General features: G+C 48.6%; 14 protein-coding genes. 12 read left to right on the plus strand and 2 right to left on the minus strand.

What is annotated here, in order from left to right; genetic code table 11:
- Window positions 1-58 precede the first annotated feature (58 nt).
- Entirely contained in the window at window positions 59-589 is a 531-nt protein-coding gene (locus V2546_RS07200; protein ID WP_118650706.1) for a DUF6147 family protein, read from the plus strand.
- Window positions 590-916: 327 nt separating this feature from the next.
- Here the strand turns inward: V2546_RS07200 and V2546_RS07205 are convergent, their stop codons facing one another.
- On the minus strand, window positions 917-1,165 hold the full coding sequence (locus V2546_RS07205) for a TIGR03905 family TSCPD domain-containing protein (RefSeq protein ID WP_118297582.1): 249 nt from the start codon (window positions 1,163-1,165) through the stop codon (window positions 917-919).
- Window positions 1,166-1,581: 416 nt separating this feature from the next.
- Here V2546_RS07205 and V2546_RS07210 point away from each other — a divergent pair, with 416 nt between their 5' ends.
- The 3 genes from V2546_RS07210 (at window position 1,582) to V2546_RS07220 (ending at window position 4,968) form a co-directional block, all read left to right on the plus strand.
- A complete protein-coding gene (locus V2546_RS07210; RefSeq protein ID WP_118297581.1) occupies window positions 1,582-2,274 on the plus strand; it encodes a 5'-methylthioadenosine/adenosylhomocysteine nucleosidase in 693 nt (230 codons plus the stop codon).
- A 142-nt stretch (window positions 2,275-2,416) separates the two neighbouring features.
- Entirely contained in the window at window positions 2,417-3,532 is a 1,116-nt protein-coding gene (locus tag V2546_RS07215; protein ID WP_329751943.1) for a hypothetical protein, read from the plus strand.
- A gap of 86 nt (window positions 3,533-3,618) precedes the next feature.
- A complete protein-coding gene (locus V2546_RS07220; RefSeq protein WP_329751944.1) occupies window positions 3,619-4,968 on the plus strand; it encodes a glucose-6-phosphate isomerase in 1,350 nt (449 codons plus the stop codon).
- Between the two features lie 130 nt (window positions 4,969-5,098).
- Here V2546_RS07220 and V2546_RS07225 read toward each other — a convergent pair whose 3' ends face one another.
- Entirely contained in the window at window positions 5,099-5,365 is a 267-nt protein-coding gene (locus V2546_RS07225) for a hypothetical protein (RefSeq protein ID WP_118297578.1), read from the minus strand.
- A 250-nt stretch (window positions 5,366-5,615) separates the two neighbouring features.
- Here V2546_RS07225 and V2546_RS07230 point away from each other — a divergent pair, with 250 nt between their 5' ends.
- From V2546_RS07230 to V2546_RS07265, 8 genes are all read left to right on the plus strand, one after another.
- Window positions 5,616-6,716, plus strand: coding sequence for a hypothetical protein (locus V2546_RS07230; protein WP_329751945.1), 1,101 nt, complete (start codon window positions 5,616-5,618; stop codon window positions 6,714-6,716).
- Between the two features lie 87 nt (window positions 6,717-6,803).
- Complete coding sequence (locus V2546_RS07235) at window positions 6,804-7,763, plus strand: M15 family metallopeptidase (RefSeq protein WP_329751946.1); 960 nt, start codon at window positions 6,804-6,806, stop codon at window positions 7,761-7,763.
- 126 nt (window positions 7,764-7,889) lie between these two features.
- Window positions 7,890-8,492 carry a spore protease YyaC gene (gene yyaC, locus V2546_RS07240; RefSeq protein ID WP_215701907.1) on the plus strand — a complete coding sequence of 201 codons (603 nt, stop codon included), beginning with the start codon at window positions 7,890-7,892 and terminating at the stop codon, window positions 8,490-8,492.
- A gap of 135 nt (window positions 8,493-8,627) precedes the next feature.
- Entirely contained in the window at window positions 8,628-10,016 is a 1,389-nt protein-coding gene (locus V2546_RS07245; protein WP_329751947.1) for a LysM domain-containing protein, read from the plus strand.
- Window positions 10,017-10,132: 116 nt separating this feature from the next.
- Window positions 10,133-11,557, plus strand: coding sequence for a DUF5711 family protein (locus V2546_RS07250; RefSeq protein WP_329751948.1), 1,425 nt, complete (start codon window positions 10,133-10,135; stop codon window positions 11,555-11,557).
- 60 nt (window positions 11,558-11,617) lie between these two features.
- The gene (gene tkt / locus V2546_RS07255) at window positions 11,618-13,600 is read left to right on the plus strand and encodes a transketolase (protein WP_118531437.1); all 1,983 of its coding nucleotides are present in this window, start codon (window positions 11,618-11,620) and stop codon (window positions 13,598-13,600) included.
- A gap of 142 nt (window positions 13,601-13,742) precedes the next feature.
- The gene (locus V2546_RS07260; protein WP_118297710.1) at window positions 13,743-14,684 is read left to right on the plus strand and encodes an ROK family glucokinase; all 942 of its coding nucleotides are present in this window, start codon (window positions 13,743-13,745) and stop codon (window positions 14,682-14,684) included.
- 422 nt (window positions 14,685-15,106) lie between these two features.
- A complete protein-coding gene (locus V2546_RS07265; RefSeq protein ID WP_118531439.1) occupies window positions 15,107-16,783 on the plus strand; it encodes a putative manganese-dependent inorganic diphosphatase in 1,677 nt (558 codons plus the stop codon).
- Window position 16,784 lies beyond the last annotated feature (1 nt).

Raw genomic sequence — 16,784 nt, forward strand, 5'->3', positions numbered from 1 at the left:
TCACATTTCTTTTTTGCATACGTTTATATTAATAAATAAAGTAAAGGAGAAATGAGCTATGAAAAAAGTTAGAAGATGTATCTATGGTGTGTTGGTGGGTATGGTAATGATGACGAATACGGCATACGCAATGCCAAATGTAACCTGGGGAGAATTGGCGCGCACAAATATGCAGAGTACTGTGTTGACTAATGGAGAAAGGACATCAACGAATATAACGGATAATATTACCAGAGGCAAAGTGTTTTCGACAGGAATGTTGGAAATCACTAATCAGCAGGATGGTACATTACATATTTCCGTAGATACATATGCACATGTAGTTGTTGACAAAATATATCAGACGGTATTTTTAGAGGTATGGGATGAAAAGAAAGAAGATTGGGTAAATGTTAATCACTGGGATTTTGTAAAAAGTATAGAAGAAGAACCGAGGTTATCATCCTACCATGTAGGTTTCACTGTATCAGGCTGTGAAGTCAACAAATATTACCGTGCACGGGCAATGCATCTTGTTGAGTGGGGAGATAACATGGAAGGAAAAGCCACTCAGACTGATGGCGTCCTTCTCACCGACCACGAGGTATAACTCGTAAATTTCGTATATTATTTCGGCCGAATAATATAAATACATGTTTGATAAAGGGAGATGGTTGATGGGAGGATACCTTAGATAAGGCCGACCGAGGTCGGTAAGAACAATGATTCCAAATTTATAAACTGAATGAAAGAGATAGCCCCGCGCAACACAACCTCTTGCGGGGCTATTTTTAAGCTTTATATCAGGCTCTATGTCAATAGTTGGCGGGATTCCTTAGAATCCTGCTGCATGGTTGATATAGAGCCTTTACTATTTCTGCGTATAAAATCGGTCAGATCAATAATATTCGGACTGATCAATATGTTCGAAGATGGATTACGCCTGCTGCTCTTTATACTGCTTTAAAGCTTTTGCAAGCTGGTCTGGACATGAAGTTGGGCGGCCGTTGCAGCTTACGCCTTCGACTCTTTTGATCACTTCGTCGATATCCATGCCCTCAACAAGAAGGCCGATACCCTTTAAGTTGCCGTTGCATCCGCCAACGAAGCTTACGTTTTTGAGTTTGTTGTTCTCTACGTCAAAATGGATTTCTCTGGAGCAGGTGCCCTGTGTCTTGTATACCATATAAAAACCTCCGTTTGTAAAAGTCTGGCCGTATGGCCGAATTGAAAGTATCCTTATTATACTCACAGCAGAGAATCATTGTCAAGAGAAGCACTGAAGTCCATTTTGTTGGAGACTCTGCCCGTACTATTCGCGGGACGGAAATTCGTTAAATGAACAATCCGCATCATACAGCTGCGGATGCGGATTTTGCCGATCCCTGATTCGGTGTATCGGAAAATTCCCGTTACAGTGTGAAGGCAGGGTGTATCAGCGACTTATATTAGTTCGCCAAAGATAACGATGAAAAGGAACTTTATTTGACCTGCGCCCCATTATCCCGTATAATGAAAACGATAAAGATGGTGAGAATCTGTCTGAAACTCAAACAGGATCGATATTTTGGTAAAATAATGTTATAACACGGAGGAATTCAAATGCTTGGTATTATCGGAGCAATGGAAGTAGAAGTTGAGAAACTTCGCGCAAAAATGACAGAGACAGAAATGAAGACAGTGGCCGGAATGAACTTTTGCAAGGGAAAACTGGAAGGAAAAGACGTTGTCATTGTTCGTTCCGGTATCGGTAAGGTAAACGCTGGTATCTGCAGTCAGATCCTTGTGGATCTCTATCAGGTTGATGGGATCGTGAATACAGGAATCGCGGGATCCCTGAGAAATGAGATCAACATCGGGGATCTCGTTCTCTCCACAGTGGCAGTACAGCATGATGTGGACGCAGGCGGATTCGGATATCCGGTCGGTGAGATCCCACAGCTCGGTGTAAAGGAATTTCCGGCTGATGAGAGACTTTTAACTCTTGCGGAAGAGGCGTGCAGAGAGGCAAACCCGGACATCAGCACCTTCAAAGGACGCGTTGCCAGCGGTGACCAGTTTATTGACAGTAAGGAAAAGAAAAAATGGATCTGTGACACATTTGACGCGTACTGCGCAGAGATGGAAGGCGCAGCTGTTGCACAGGCGGCATACTTAAATAAGATTCCGTACCTGATCGTCCGCGCGATCTCTGATAAAGCAGATGACAGTGCCCATATGGATTACGGTGAGTTCGAGGCAAAGGCGGTTGAACATTCTGTAAATCTCATGCTTGCTTTAGTAAAAAGACTTTGATCTTGTCATTACCTTAAGAACTCGTTTCCTGTCCACATTTGACGAACGATTCTTCCGTTCTCAATCTTCTCAAAATCATTCTAGCCCGCTATAATTAGTGGCATCATCTGGAATGATCCGGACGGAGAAAGGGGAACTGATTATGCTGGAATTTTTACAGACAGGGAGAATGCTCTATGTTCTGGCGGCAATCTGTGCGCTCGGGACACTCAGCAAGCTCGCAACAGGAAGCCTCTACAAAAGATTGATCAAAGAAACCGGAAATATGGCGCTGACGAAAGATAAGAACTTAAAGACGCTGAAACAGCGCATGGAAAATGTGTTCCTTATCAACCACGGGATCCGAAATGTAAACGCATACATAGAAAAACAGCTCTACGGATTCCGATTCCTCCATGTAAGTCTCGATGGCTGGGACAAACTGTCCGTGCAGGCGATGATCCTCTGCTTTATGGTCGGAGGAGTAACGGCATTTGGCGCATACTGGTATCGATGTGACAATTCCTACATCGTATTATATGGTGCGGCAGGCGTCTTTAGCGGATTGTTTCTTGCATTTGTGGACAATTGGATCGGGACGGGAATGAAACGGAAACAGCTTGCGGATCATTTGGTGGATTATGTGGAAAACTCACCGCATTTCTATAAAAGTGTGGATAACATCGTTTATGCCGGACAGGAGCGGAAAAAGGCGGTGGGAGCTTCTCCGGCTGGAGATTTTTCCGACAATGGTACAGGCTATGGGAGAACTCAGGAAAGTGTGAGAAATGGCAGAGGAAATGGACGTTTTTCTGTTCTCAGAAGGAAAAAAGACGCACAGATTTCTGATGAAAGCGATGAAACAGAGAATCTGGAAAATGAAAACCTTACAAGAACCGGGGATGCCGTGAAGCTGTCGCGGCTGGACGGAAAAACATCTGTGTCTGAAGGGAATGGAACCGGTCCGGCCGTAAATGGAAATAGTATCGGCAGTTCATCAAAAAAGCCAACAGGAAAAACCGACTATAATAGAAGCACGGGCCAGAATGCCCGGGATGCCGGCTCAAAAAGCATGGGGACGGGTGGAAAGGTATTGACGAGTGAGACGGAACTTGCCCAGAGCATCAACCACCTGAGCGAAAGCCTGAGGCAGATCGCCGCAAGCCGGGAACAGCCGGGAGAAAGTCAGAAAATGCCGGATGATCTTGAGCTGATACGGAACTCGATCCCGGCGGAAGAAATGGCGCTGCTGAAAACATTATTTAACACACTGATTTAGAATGCGAAGCATTGTCAAGGGTTTCACGAAGTGGTATAATAACGGACAGAGATTGTGAATTTCACACAAGAAAAGGAGACAGGGTTATGGGTAAAGAAATCGTATTTGATTATTCCAAGACAGCCGGATTTATCAGTGAAGAGGAAATGAAGAACATGAAGAGCATCGTTATGGGTGCAAAAGATGTCCTGACAGCAAAATCCGGTGCAGGCAATGATTATCTTGGATGGATCGACCTCCCGGTTGATTATGATAAAGAGGAGTTTGCAAGGATCAAGAAAGCGGCAGAGAAGATTCAGAACGATTCAGATGTACTTCTTGTGATCGGTATCGGCGGATCTTATCTCGGTGCCCGCGCTGCGATCGAATTCTTATCCCACAGCTTCTACAATGTGCTGCCGAAGGGAAAGAGAAAAACTCCGGAGATCTATTTCGTAGGAAACAGCATCAGCAGCAAATACATTCATGATCTTCAGGATGTACTGGAAGGAAAAGATTTCTCCATTAATATTATATCCAAGTCCGGTACGACAACAGAACCGGCGATCGCATTCCGCGTATTCAAGGAAATGCTGATCAGCAAGTATGGTAAGGAAGAGGCCAACAAGAGGATCTATGCGACCACAGACAAGGCAAAGGGAGCTTTAAAGAATCTGGCAAACGAAGAGGGATACGAGAGCTTCGTTGTTCCGGATGACGTTGGAGGACGTTTCTCCGTGCTCACAGCCGTAGGTCTTTTACCGATCGCAGTCAGCGGTGCGGATATCGATGCCCTGATGACGGGGGCAGCAGATGCGAGAAAGGTTGCTCTTGAGACAGAATATGAGAAGAACCCGGCTCTTTTATATGCCGCAGTCCGCAATATCCTGTTAAGAAAAGGAAAACAGGTGGAGATCGTAGCAAACTACGAACCGAGCCTTCATTATGTATCTGAGTGGTGGAAACAGCTCTTCGGCGAGAGCGAAGGAAAAGACCAGAGAGGTATCTTCCCGGCAGCCGTAGATCTGACAACAGACCTTCACTCTATGGGGCAGTTCATCCAGGATGGTGCCCGCATCATGTTTGAGACAGTTCTGAACGTGGAAGAATCCCCGGCGGAGATTGTTCTCCAGAAAGAGGACGTCGATACAGACAGCATGAACTATCTGGCAGGAAAGACCGTTGATTTTGTAAATAAGAGTGCCATGAACGGAACAATCCTTGCGCATACAGACGGCAGTGTGCCGAACCTTATGGTAAAGATCCCGGCGCAGGATGCTTACAGCCTTGGTCAGCTGTTTTACTTCTTCGAGTTCGCATGCGGCGTCAGCGGCTACATTCTCGGAGTCAACCCGTTCAACCAGCCGGGTGTTGAGAGCTATAAGAAGAACATGTTCGCGCTGCTCGGAAAACCGGGTTATGAGGAGGCAAGAGAGGCGCTTCTCAAGAGATTATAATAAAGAAATATAATATTAGACGTATTCGGCAAAATGTTGCCGGATAGGATGAGAAACGATAAAATAAAAACGGCTGATCTCCATGTGTCAGGGCAGAAATGACACAACGGGCAGATCAGTCGTTTTTTGATCACTCCTCGATCACCTGAAACTCCAGATAATCAAAGTCGATGGATTCGATAAAACTGTCTTTTGTAAACCGCGTCTTATCATGCAGCTGAAAATCGCGGATATTGGAATCGAGCCAGATCGGCTGGCTTAAGTCGAATTCGTGACAGATCTCATCCAGAGCCTGAAATACCATGGCGGTTCTCGACATGGAATAGTCGTTGTTGCAGGACACCATATCTTTGATCAGATGATTATCTTTCCATATTTTTCCCCAGATTCGGAACATAAAACAGTCCTCCATTCTTTTTCGTTCACGGTCATGATTTGAAAAACAGTATAACGGATTTTTTTAAGAAAGTAAAGCCACGTGAACAGCGGCAGCGCATTTTTGAAATTACAAAAGCACGTTTTGGCATCACACGGGACGGACATGCGAATTTTACTGAAAATGCCTTGTATCGCCTGAAAAATTGTAGTAATCTATACCTATATGGACATTTGATGACATACTTGAACCAAAGCCAGGAGGACAAAAGATGGGACAGCCAATTACAGATCATGCTGCCTTTTTTGCCAGCGCAGGACAGGCAGTTGAGGAACTGGAAGCTCTGAATACAGAGGTGGAGCAGCTCGAAGCGGATGAGAAGAAGTTAGAGAGTTCCCTCAAGGGAAAACAGCGTTCTGTTACAGAAACCATCAGCCAGACGGTGAAGCAGCGGAAAGAGGAGATCACAAAAAGCTACGATGCGGAGCTCGGGAAGGTGCAGGATCGCCTGAAAAAAGTAAGAGCGAAGCGTGAAAAAGCGAAAAACCAGGGTGTCAAAGAGCGGATCGAGGAAGATACCAGGGGGCTTGTGCGGGAAAATAAAGAACTTGCGGACCAGATGAAAACTTTGTTTAAAGCAAACCATGTTCCGGGATTCTGCCGTGGAAGTTACTATTACGCGCTCTATTTTACGAGAACATTTAAGGATTTTCTGGCACTTCTCATGACGATCATGACCTGCTTCCTCGCGATCCCGTGCGGAGCATATTTCCTGATCCCGGAGAGACGGACTATGTATCTCGTGGGAATCTATGTGGCGGCGATCCTGATCTTTGGCGGGATCTATGTAACGATCGGAAACATGACCAAGGTGCGCTATATGGAAGTGCTGAAAGAAGGACTTGGGATCCGGGCGAAGATCCGCGCGAATAAAAAAGAGATGAAGGTCATCGCGAAGACGATCCGACGGGATAAGAACGAGACGGTCTACAATCTCCAGAAATTTGACGATGAGATCGCCCAGCTCGACCAGGATGCGGCGGAGATCAACCGGAAAAAGAAGGAAGCACTTACGACCTTCGATACCGTGACACGGACGATCATCTCTGATGAGATCACGGCAAACAACAAAGAGGAGATCAACCGGATGGAGGACGAGCTTTCTTCTCTGGCAGAAAAACTTCGTAGTACGCGGACGGCTGCGAAGGAAAAAGCATTGTTCATTACGGATCACTACGAGGTTTATATAGGAAAAGAATATATGACGCCGGAGAAACTCGCGGCGCTTGCGGATATCGTGAGAAGCGGTGCGGCATCCAATATCAGTGATGCGATCTCGGTCTATAAGAGTCAGGGAGATACGGCAAAATAACAGCTGATGCACTGGCCGCAATAAAATATGGTCAGGAAATACTGAGCAGTTACAAAAAGGACAGAATTACAGGGAAAGGGACAAAAGATGACAAAGTATGGAATAAAACTTGCGCTTGCTGCCGCTGTATTTTGCATGGCGATGCCGTTCGCATCGTTTGCCGGGACATGGAAATCGGATGCAAACGGAATGTGGTATCAGTTTGACGATGGAACATATCCCAAGGGAAGATGGGCATGGATCGATACCGATAATGATGGAATGGCGGAGAGCTTTTACTTTGACTCCAACGGATATGTTCTTAGAAATACCACCACACCGGATGGTTACCAGGTAAACAGGATCGGTGCCTGGGTCGTTGGAGGCGAGGTAAAGCAGAAAGCCGGCGGCGAGACAAAGAACAGTACGTCAGGGAACGGCAGCAGTTCAGAAAATCAGAAGAATTCTAACAATAGCTACAGTAATGACCCGGAATGGTATTTGAAAGCAGATGGATTAAGCGAAATAGACATAGCGCAGTATCGTTATTACGAAAAATACTTTATTCTGGGCGCTCATAGTACAGATCTGGAGACAAAAGTAAAAGAACAGGTTGAACGGATCTCAACAAATCCAAATGATGCCACGGCATCCATGGAGATGGTCAGTGTAGAGATTCCTGTCTGGAGATTGAAGAATAATCAGAAAGTTGCCGGAACCGCCCATGTACAGGTTTTGAGTTCTATTGCAAACGACGTAAAAGAGATTTTTGCAGAAATCTATAATGGACCGGAGAAGTTCCCGATTGAGAGTGTCGGTGGATATAACTGGAGAAGCAACGGTGTGAAAAGTAAACATAGCTTTGGGCTGGCCATTGATATCAATCCGGACGCGAATCCGCAGATCGATACAGACGGTACGACTGTACTTGTCGGAAAAAAGTGGGAGCCGGGCGTAAATCCGTATTCTATTGGTCGTGACAGTGATGTTGTGAAAGCATTTGGAAAACATGGATGGAGATGGGGGATCGGAGCCAGCAGAGCAGATATGATGCATTTTGAGTATTAAATTAAATATGGGATGTTATGAAGGATCGGGTATCTGAGATACCTGGTCCTTTTTTGACATGTATAAATTGCTTGAATCCCGCCTATAATGTCTCATAGAAACCAACCAGGAAACGGAGTGTTCACGATGAGATTCGGGAGGCGGAAGATCACTTATTATGATACGGAAGCGGGATTTGAGGCGGAGAAATTTGCGGCGAGACTTCTGCTTCTTCTGATGAATGAGATGCGGGCATCCGGGCGCCGCAGGATCGTATTTTTATGCATCGGGACAGACCGGTCCACGGGGGACAGTCTGGGACCGCTCATCGGTTCAAAGCTGGCGGCGGAGGTGACCGGCGATGTGACGGTGATCGGGACGCTGGAACATCCGGTCCATGCGGTGAACCTTGACCGGACGATCGAGGAGATGGAAGAACATTACCCGGATGCGATCATTGTAGCTGTGGACGCCGCCGTGGGCCGTTGGGATCATGTGGGGCTTGTGACGCTGGAAAAAGGGCCGCTGCGTCCGGGACTCGGCGTGCGAAAGGAACTTACCGCCGTTGGCGACATTTCCATCACCGGGATCGTCGGCGGGGCGGAGAGCGGAGACCCATTATTTTTACAGAGCATACGCCTGTCCCAGGTCATGCGGCTTGCGGACTGCATCAGCCGCAGCATCTGCCTTGGATTGCGGATCATCGGGAGACGTGTCGAAAACTTTTCCGGTCAGACTGTGCCGTTTTGACATGTTTTGCAGATCTCCCATGCTATACTTCGGAAAGAATTCGACGAAGCGCGTTTACGTGGTTCGCGTAAATAAAGAGGCGGCCGGCCGCTGTCTGGACATGCCGGCTGCCTGAAGATAGAACGAGGTGGCAGCATGGGAGAATTATACAATCCGTTTCCGAAACTTCCGAAAAATATCCGCCAGATCGGTGATACGGACCAGGTGGTCCGGCTGTATGTGGAGGACTATGTAAATACATATTTGAAACGCCTGTATCCGGCAGGAAATCAGACGCTGCGTGTGGGACTTTTGCTGGGAAATACGGAAAACTATGACGGGACTCCGTATATCTTTATCGATGGCGCCATCGAGATGGAGGACGTGGAAGTATCCGGGGAGAAGGTGGAATTTTCCGAAAATGCCTGGAAAAAGGCGTATCGTGGGATCGAGGAGTCGTTTCCGAAGCGGACCGTTCAGGGATGGTTTATCTGCGGCACTCCGTCGAGCCAGCTGAGTCCCCTGAATTACTGGAAACTGCACAACCAGTACTTTAATGGGAAAAACAAGCTGATGTATTTAAATCATGGTCTGGAAGGTGAGGAAGCAGTCTATATCACTTCGGAGGACGGCTTTTACCGGCTGAAAGGACATTGCATCTATTACGAGAGAAATCAGATGATGCAGGATTACATGGTGACCAGGAAAGACGTGCGCCGGGTGGAATCCGGCTCGCATGAGAAGGTCATCAAAGATTTCCGGCAGCGGATGACGGTCAGGAAAGAACAGGCGGACGCAGGGCGGCATATGTCCGGGATCCTGGGGACGGCGTGCGGAGTCCTCACGGTGGCGGTCCTGGCAGGAGGTGTTGTGCTCGTCAATAATTATCACAAGATGCGGCAGATGGAGACGGTGCTGACTTCCGTGGTGCCTGCCGGGACGGCAAACTGGAGCGATTATCTGGACAAGCTGAATCAGGAACCGGATTTTGTCATTGAAGAGCGGCCGGGAAATGTATTTCCGACGGATGAGAGCAGGGAGACCGGGGAAAGTTACGCGGCGGAGACGATGGAAGCGACAGAGGCAGGCACGAACAGCAAATCTTCAGAAGTATCAGAGAGTACAGGAAATCCGGAGACAACCGGCGTGTTGGGGCAATCCGCTGCTTCAAGCCAGCCAGACAATCCAGATACAGCTGCTTCAACAGGAAAGCCCGGTACTGACGGGACCGAGACCGCTGCAGCGTCCGGAGCCGTGGAGGAAGCAGTTCCACCCACCAGTGCTGAAGCTCCGACCTCGCCACGTGTCGGTATGGGAAAAGAGGAAGGACAGGGCGACGCATCCGGTCAGGGAAAAGAGCCGGTGGACTACGCCGCCGCGGCCGCGAACGGCTATCGGATCTATGAAATCGGTGACGGTGAGACGTTATATGGGATCTGCTGGAAAGAGTACGGAAATTTAAAGCGGTTGTCCGAAATCTGCGCGCTCAATCACCTGGACGATGTGAACCATATCGTAGCGGGGCAGAAGCTGGTTCTGCCATAGAAATCGGGTATTTCCGCCTGCCGGAATGAACTGGAATAAAAACAAAGAATTTAATGCGCATCTCCTGAAAATGGTGTATACTAATCTATATATGTCCATTTTTCAGGAGATTTTTTATGAGTGATATGCAATCTATGGACAGAGAGAACAAAAAGAGGCAGCTCAGACAAAATATCGTACAGATGCCGGACGCCGTATCGGATGAACCGATGGATGACGAACGGCTTGCCAGATATAAAAAGAAAAAGCGGATCATCGCAGTTGCAGCCGCATGTTTCCTTGCAGCATTGGGATTTACCGGATACAGATATATGAATGAGTATGAATATACCAGCTACAGTGTTCAGTGGGAGCGCTCCATGCGGTATACTGATACGTCCAACGCGGATAAAGAAACACAGGCGCCGGAAACAAGTGCGGCGGCCGATGAGGGAACAGATGGGACCGATGAGACCGCTGCGGCAGAAAGCGCTGCCGGTACGGACACCGGAAACTCCGACTCTGCGGCAACTTCCGCGGCCGAAGTCTCAAAGACAGTCAGCGACAGCAGTTTTATCCGATTTGCCGTGTTCGGCGACAATATGATCAAGTACACAAAAGACGGTGCTTCCTACATTGATGCCTCCGGCAAGACGATCTGGACACAGAGCTATGAGATGAAGACCCCGATTATCAATATCAACGGGGATTATGCCGTGATCGCGGATCAGCAGGGAAATGAGATGTACATCTGCAACAAAGAGGGATGTACCGGAACCGCGAAGACACAGCTTCCGATCACGAAAGCGGCGGTATCGGCCCGCGGCGTTGCGGCGGCCGTAGTCGAGGACAGCACGGCGAGCTACATATTCTACTTCAAGAAGGACGGCGAGTCGCTCGGGATCAACATCAAGATGCTCCTTTCCGGTGACGGTTATCCGGTGGACATCGCACTTTCCCCCGACGGAAAACAGATCGTCATGTCCATCATGTACATGAAAAACGGCGCGTTAAAGAACAAGGTCGCGTTCTACGATTTCTCTGAGATCGGAAAGAATGTCAACAACCGTTTCATCGCCGCGTTTGAGGAAGAATTTGATGATAAGATGGTGGGGCGCGTCCGATACTTAAATGACCAGACCGTCTGTGCCTTTTCCGATAAAGGACTGACCTTTATCTCTGTAAAAAATGTGATACCGGACACAAATGTGATCTATGTTCCGGTAGAAGAAGAGATCCGAAGTATCTGCTACTCGGATAAATACGCGGCTGTCATTGTTGACAGCACATCCGGAAGTCCGTACCGGCTTGATGTATACAACACGGATGGAAAGAAAGTTACAAGCATTGATTTCGACTACGCCTACACGGGCGCTCTCATTGACGGGGACAGGCTTATCCTGTATAATGAGGAATCATGCAGGGTCTACAACCTGGACGGGCACGAAAAGTTTAACGGACAGTTCGATTATTCTGTATCGCTCGTCAGGGCTGGAAAAAATCGTACCAATTCTCTGATCACCGCAGGCAGCGAGGTGATGAAAGAGATTAATTTAAGGTAAATGGAACTGTGAAACTTCAACAGTTCCCAACACTTATGGATTATCAGGAGGAATGAAACAATGAACACAATCGACAATCTGGCGATCAATTCCATCAGAATTTTATCCGCAGATGCGATCCAGAAGGCAAATTCCGGACATCCGGGACTTCCGCTTGGCAGCGCACCGGCTGCTTATGAGCTCTGGGCACACCATATGAACCACAATCCGGCAAATCCGGAGTGGGCGAACCGTGACCGTTTTATCTTATCCGGCGGCCATGGCTCCATGCTGTTATATTCCCTGCTTCATCTGTTCGGCTATGGTCTGACAAAGGAAGATTTAATGAACTTCCGTCAGGTTGGTTCCCTGACTCCGGGACATCCGGAATACGGTCACACCGTAGGCGTTGAGGCGACAACAGGACCGCTCGGCGCAGGTATGGGAATGGCAGTTGGTATGGCGATGGCTGAGAAACATCTGGCAGCTGTATTCAACAAGGAAAACTATCCGGTTGTCGATCACTTCACATATGTACTCGGCGGAGACGGATGCATGATGGAGGGAATCTCCTCTGAAGCATTCTCCCTTGCAGGTACACTTGGACTTGGAAAACTCATCGTTCTCTACGACTCCAACCGTATTTCCATCGAAGGAAGCACGGACATCGCATTCCGCGAGAACGTGGAAGAGCGCATGAAAGCATTCGGCTTCCAGACGATCACAGTCGAAGACGGAACAGATATCGATGCGATCGGCGCTGCGATCGAAGTTGCAAAGGCTGATACGGAGCATCCGTCCTTCATCACGATCAAGACAGAGATCGGCTTCGGCTGCCCGGCAAAACAGGGAAAAGCCAGCGCGCACGGCGAGCCGTTAGGTGTTGACAATATCAAGGCAATGAGAGAGAACCTCGGCTGGAAGTATGAGGAGCCGTTCTTCGTACCGGAAGAGGTTTATGAGCATTATTCCCGTCTTGCAGAGGAAAAAGCAGACACAGAGGCAGAGTGGAACGCAATGTTCGCTGCATACTGTGATGAGTACCCGGAGATGGAGAAGCTCTGGGAGCAGTACCATACAGCTCCGGATGCGAAGGCACTGATCGAGAACGAGGCACTCTGGCTCACAAAAGACAAGGCAGAGGCAACACGTTCCCTGTCCGGCAAGATGATCAACATCTTAAAGGATGTTATGCCGAACATGATCGGCGGTTCCGCTGACCTCGCACCGTCGAACAAGACAGCAATGAAGGATGCAGGAGATTTCTCCGCAGAGAATCCGGCAGGCAGAAACCTTCACTTCGGCGTAAGAGAGCTTGCGATGACAGCGATCGGAAACGGCATCATGCTTCACGGCGGTCTCCGCGCTTACGTTGCGACATTCTTCGTATTCAGTGATTATGTAAAACCGATGGCAAGACTTTCCGCTCTGATGGGAGTTCCGCTGACCTTCGTTCTGACTCACGACAGCATCGGAGTTGGTGAGGACGGACCGACCCACGAGCCGATCGAGCAGCTTGCAATGTTCCGCGCAATGCCGAACTTCCATGTATTCCGTCCGTGTGACGCGACAGAGACATCTGCAGCATGGCTCTCCGCAGCAACATCCAAAAAGACACCGACAGCGCTTGTTCTTTCCAGACAGAATCTCAATCCGATCCCGGGAAGCAGCAAGGAAGCGTTAAAGGGCGGCTATGTCATCGACGACTGCGAAGGAACACCGGATGCGATCCTCATCGCAAGCGGTTCTGAGGTTGATCTTGCGGTCAAGGCAAAAGCAGAGCTTGCAAACGAAGGAAAGAAGATCCGTGTCGTATCCATGCCGTGTATGGATATCTTTGAGGAGCAGAGTGCGGAGTATAAAGAGTCCGTACTTCCGAAAGAGGTCAGAAAGAGAGTTGTCGTTGAGGCACTTTCCGACTTCGGCTGGGGCAAGTATGTCGGCCTCGACGGCGCTTATGTGACAATGAAGTCCTTTGGCGCAAGCGGCCCGGCAGCGAAGCTGTTCGAGAAATTCGGATTTACAGTTGAGAACGTTGTAAATACAGTAAAGACACTGTTCTAAATAACCCGAACGTGACGGTTCAGTCATGCAGCGATCCACATCGGAAGGCAGCATGGCTGAACTGACACGGTTTTAAGGGCACGCGGGATCTGAAAACGTGTTTGAAATGGATCCGGCAGATTCAGGAAAAAGGGGAACACACATGAGCTTAAAGTGTATTGGGATCGATATCGGCGGAACAAGCGTGAAGCTTGGTATCTTTGAGGAAGATGGGACTCTTGTAAAAAAATGGGAGGTCCCGACAAGAAAAGAAGAGGACGGAAAGTACATCCTGGGCGATATTGCGGCTTCGATCCGCAGAACAGTGAAGGAGAGCAGACTTGAACTCTCTGATTTTTCCGGCGCGGGAATGGGATTCCCGGGACCGGTTCTTCCGGACGGACACTGCGAAGTGTGTGTAAACCTTGGCTGGAAAGCCGGAAATCCGCAGCAGGAATTAAGCAGACTGCTGGACGGAATGCCTGTAAAGAGCGGTAACGACGCAAACGTGGCGGCTCTCGGTGAGATGTGGCAGGGCGGCGGAAAAGGATATAAGAACCTCGTCATGGTGACACTCGGAACAGGTGTCGGCGGCGGCATTATCCTGAACGAAAAGATCTGGACCGGCGAGCAGGGCGTTGGCGGCGAGATCGGTCATATCCATGTGATGGAAGGCGAGAAAGAGGCCTGCAACTGCGGCGGCCATGGCTGCCTGGAGCAGGTTGCTTCCGCGACAGGGATCGCGAGAACTGCAAGAAGAATGCTGGCGGCGGACAGCCGTCCATCCAGCCTCAGAAGCTTAAAGAATATCAGCGCGAAGAATGTGCTGGATGCAGCAAAAGCGGGGGATGAGCTTGCGCTCGATTCCCTCAACAAGTCCTGCTATTATCTTGGCTGGGTCCTTGCAACACTGTCCATGGTCCTGGATCCGCAGGCTTATATTATTGGAGGCGGCGTTTCCAAAGCCGGGACATTTCTGACTGACATGATCAAGAAATATCACGATGAATTATCTCCGATGGCGACAAAGAAAGCGGACATCGTCCTTGCAAAGCTTGGAAACGATGCCGGGATCTACGGAGCTGCGAAGCTGATCCTCGGATAAAAGAAGAGAGAGTCCGGTAAAACGGGCTCCCTTTTTACTGCCGGAAAAGGATACGAAGCGTGCCTGATGTGCATAGGCCTTGACTGTATGGGAGATAAAGAAAAATGTCCGCCATAAACGGACATATAAAATCCCTAAACATGAGGAGACCCCGGTCGCGACAACCGGGGCAATTATGAAAAATCTATGTGCAATTTGTCTAGTTAGCAAAGTCGAATGACTTTTTGTTTATGCAATAAGTATAAAAAACAAATATGAATAAATTATGAACGCACTATGAAGTTATTGTAACACATTCTCATTTGTGCGTCTGAGAAAAACGCATAAAGCTCCAGAAAAGGATATAAAGGGAAAACCTGCGAAAGGAATGCGACAGAGAAACTTTCTGGGGATATGCGCATGGAATGGAGAGGAGAAGATCAATGGCAGTTGAGGGACTGAAAAAAACACTTGTCCTTGGACACAGAAATCCGGATACGGATTCCATCTGCTCAGCCATCTGCTATGCAGGTTTCAAGCATCAGCTTACCGGCGAGAACTATGAGCCGTGCCGTGCCGGAAATGTAAACCCGGAGACACAGTATGTACTGGATTATTTTAATTTAAAGGCGCCGCGCCTTGTCGAGAACGTAAAGACGCAGGTCAAGGATATCGAGATCCGCAAGACAAAAGGCGTATCCCGCGGAATTTCATTAAAGAATGCATGGGGACTCATGCAGGAGAACAACGTCGTAACACTTCCGTGTGTGACGGAGGAAGGTCTCCTGGAGGGCGTTATCACTATCGGCGATATCACCAAGTCCTACATGAACTTATATGACAGCAGCATCATTTCCAAAGCATGCACAAAATATGCGAACATCCTGGATACGCTGGAAGGCAGCATGGTAGTCGGCGACTCCGAAACATATTTTGATCAGGGAAAAGTCCTGATCGCGGCTGCAAACCCGGATCTGATGGAAAACTACATCGAGAAACATGACCTTGTCATCCTCGGAAACCGTTATGAGTCCCAGCTCTGCGCGATCGAGATGGAGGCAGGCTGTATCATCGTTTGTGAGGGTGCGGGCGTTTCCTTAACGATCCGCAAACTGGCACAGGAGCGCGGCTGCGCGGTCATCACGACACCGTATGACACATACACGACCGCCCGTCTGATCAACCAGTCCATGCCGATCAGCTATTTCATGACGAAAGAGAATATCATCGAGTTCTCCGAGGAAGATTATCTCGACGATATCCGCGAGATCATGGCGAGCAAGAGACACCGTGATTTCCCGGTCCTGGATTCTGATGGAAAGTATATCGGTATGATTTCCAGACGTAACCTCTTAGGTGCAAAGGGAAAGAGCATCATCCTTGTGGACCACAATGAGAAGAGTCAGGCGGTAGAAGGTATGGAGAGCGCCGATATCCGTGAGATCATCGACCATCATCGTCTCGGAACAGTTGAGACCATGTCCCCGGTATTCTTCAGAAACCAGCCGTTAGGCTGTACCGCGACCATCATCTATCAGATGTATCAGGAAAATCATATGGAGATCGATAAGACAACTGCAGGTCTGTTATGCAGTGCGATCATTTCCGATACATTGTTATTCCGTTCCCCGACCTGTACAGCAGTCGATAAGGCAGCCGGCCTTGCACTTGCACAGATCGCCGGACTTGACATTGAAAAGTATGCGATCGACATGTTCTCTGCGGGAAGCAACCTGAAAGGAAAGTCTGACGGCGATATCTTCTATCAGGATTTCAAGCGCTTTACGGTAGGAAATTCCGTATTCGGAATTGGACAGATCACATCCTTAAACGCAGTGGAGCTGAAGGATCTGAGATCAAGAATGTCCGTATACACGGAAAAAGAACGAGAGCAGCATGAGATCGACATGATGTTCTTCATGCTCACCAACATCCTGACCGAGTCCACAGATCTGATCTGCACCGGACAGGGCGCGGAGCAGCTGATCACCACAGCGTTCCATGTGGCAGATGAGGATGTGGAAAATGTGAGTGCGCAGACCGGAATCGTGAAGCTGCCGGGCGTTGTTTCCAGAAAGAAACAGCTTGCACCGCAGATCATGATGGCATTGCAGCAGTAAA

The sequence above is a fragment of the Clostridium sp. CM74B_53 genome (assembly GCF_036318045.1).
Classification (GTDB): Bacteria; Bacillota; Clostridia; order Lachnospirales; family Lachnospiraceae; genus Pilosibacter.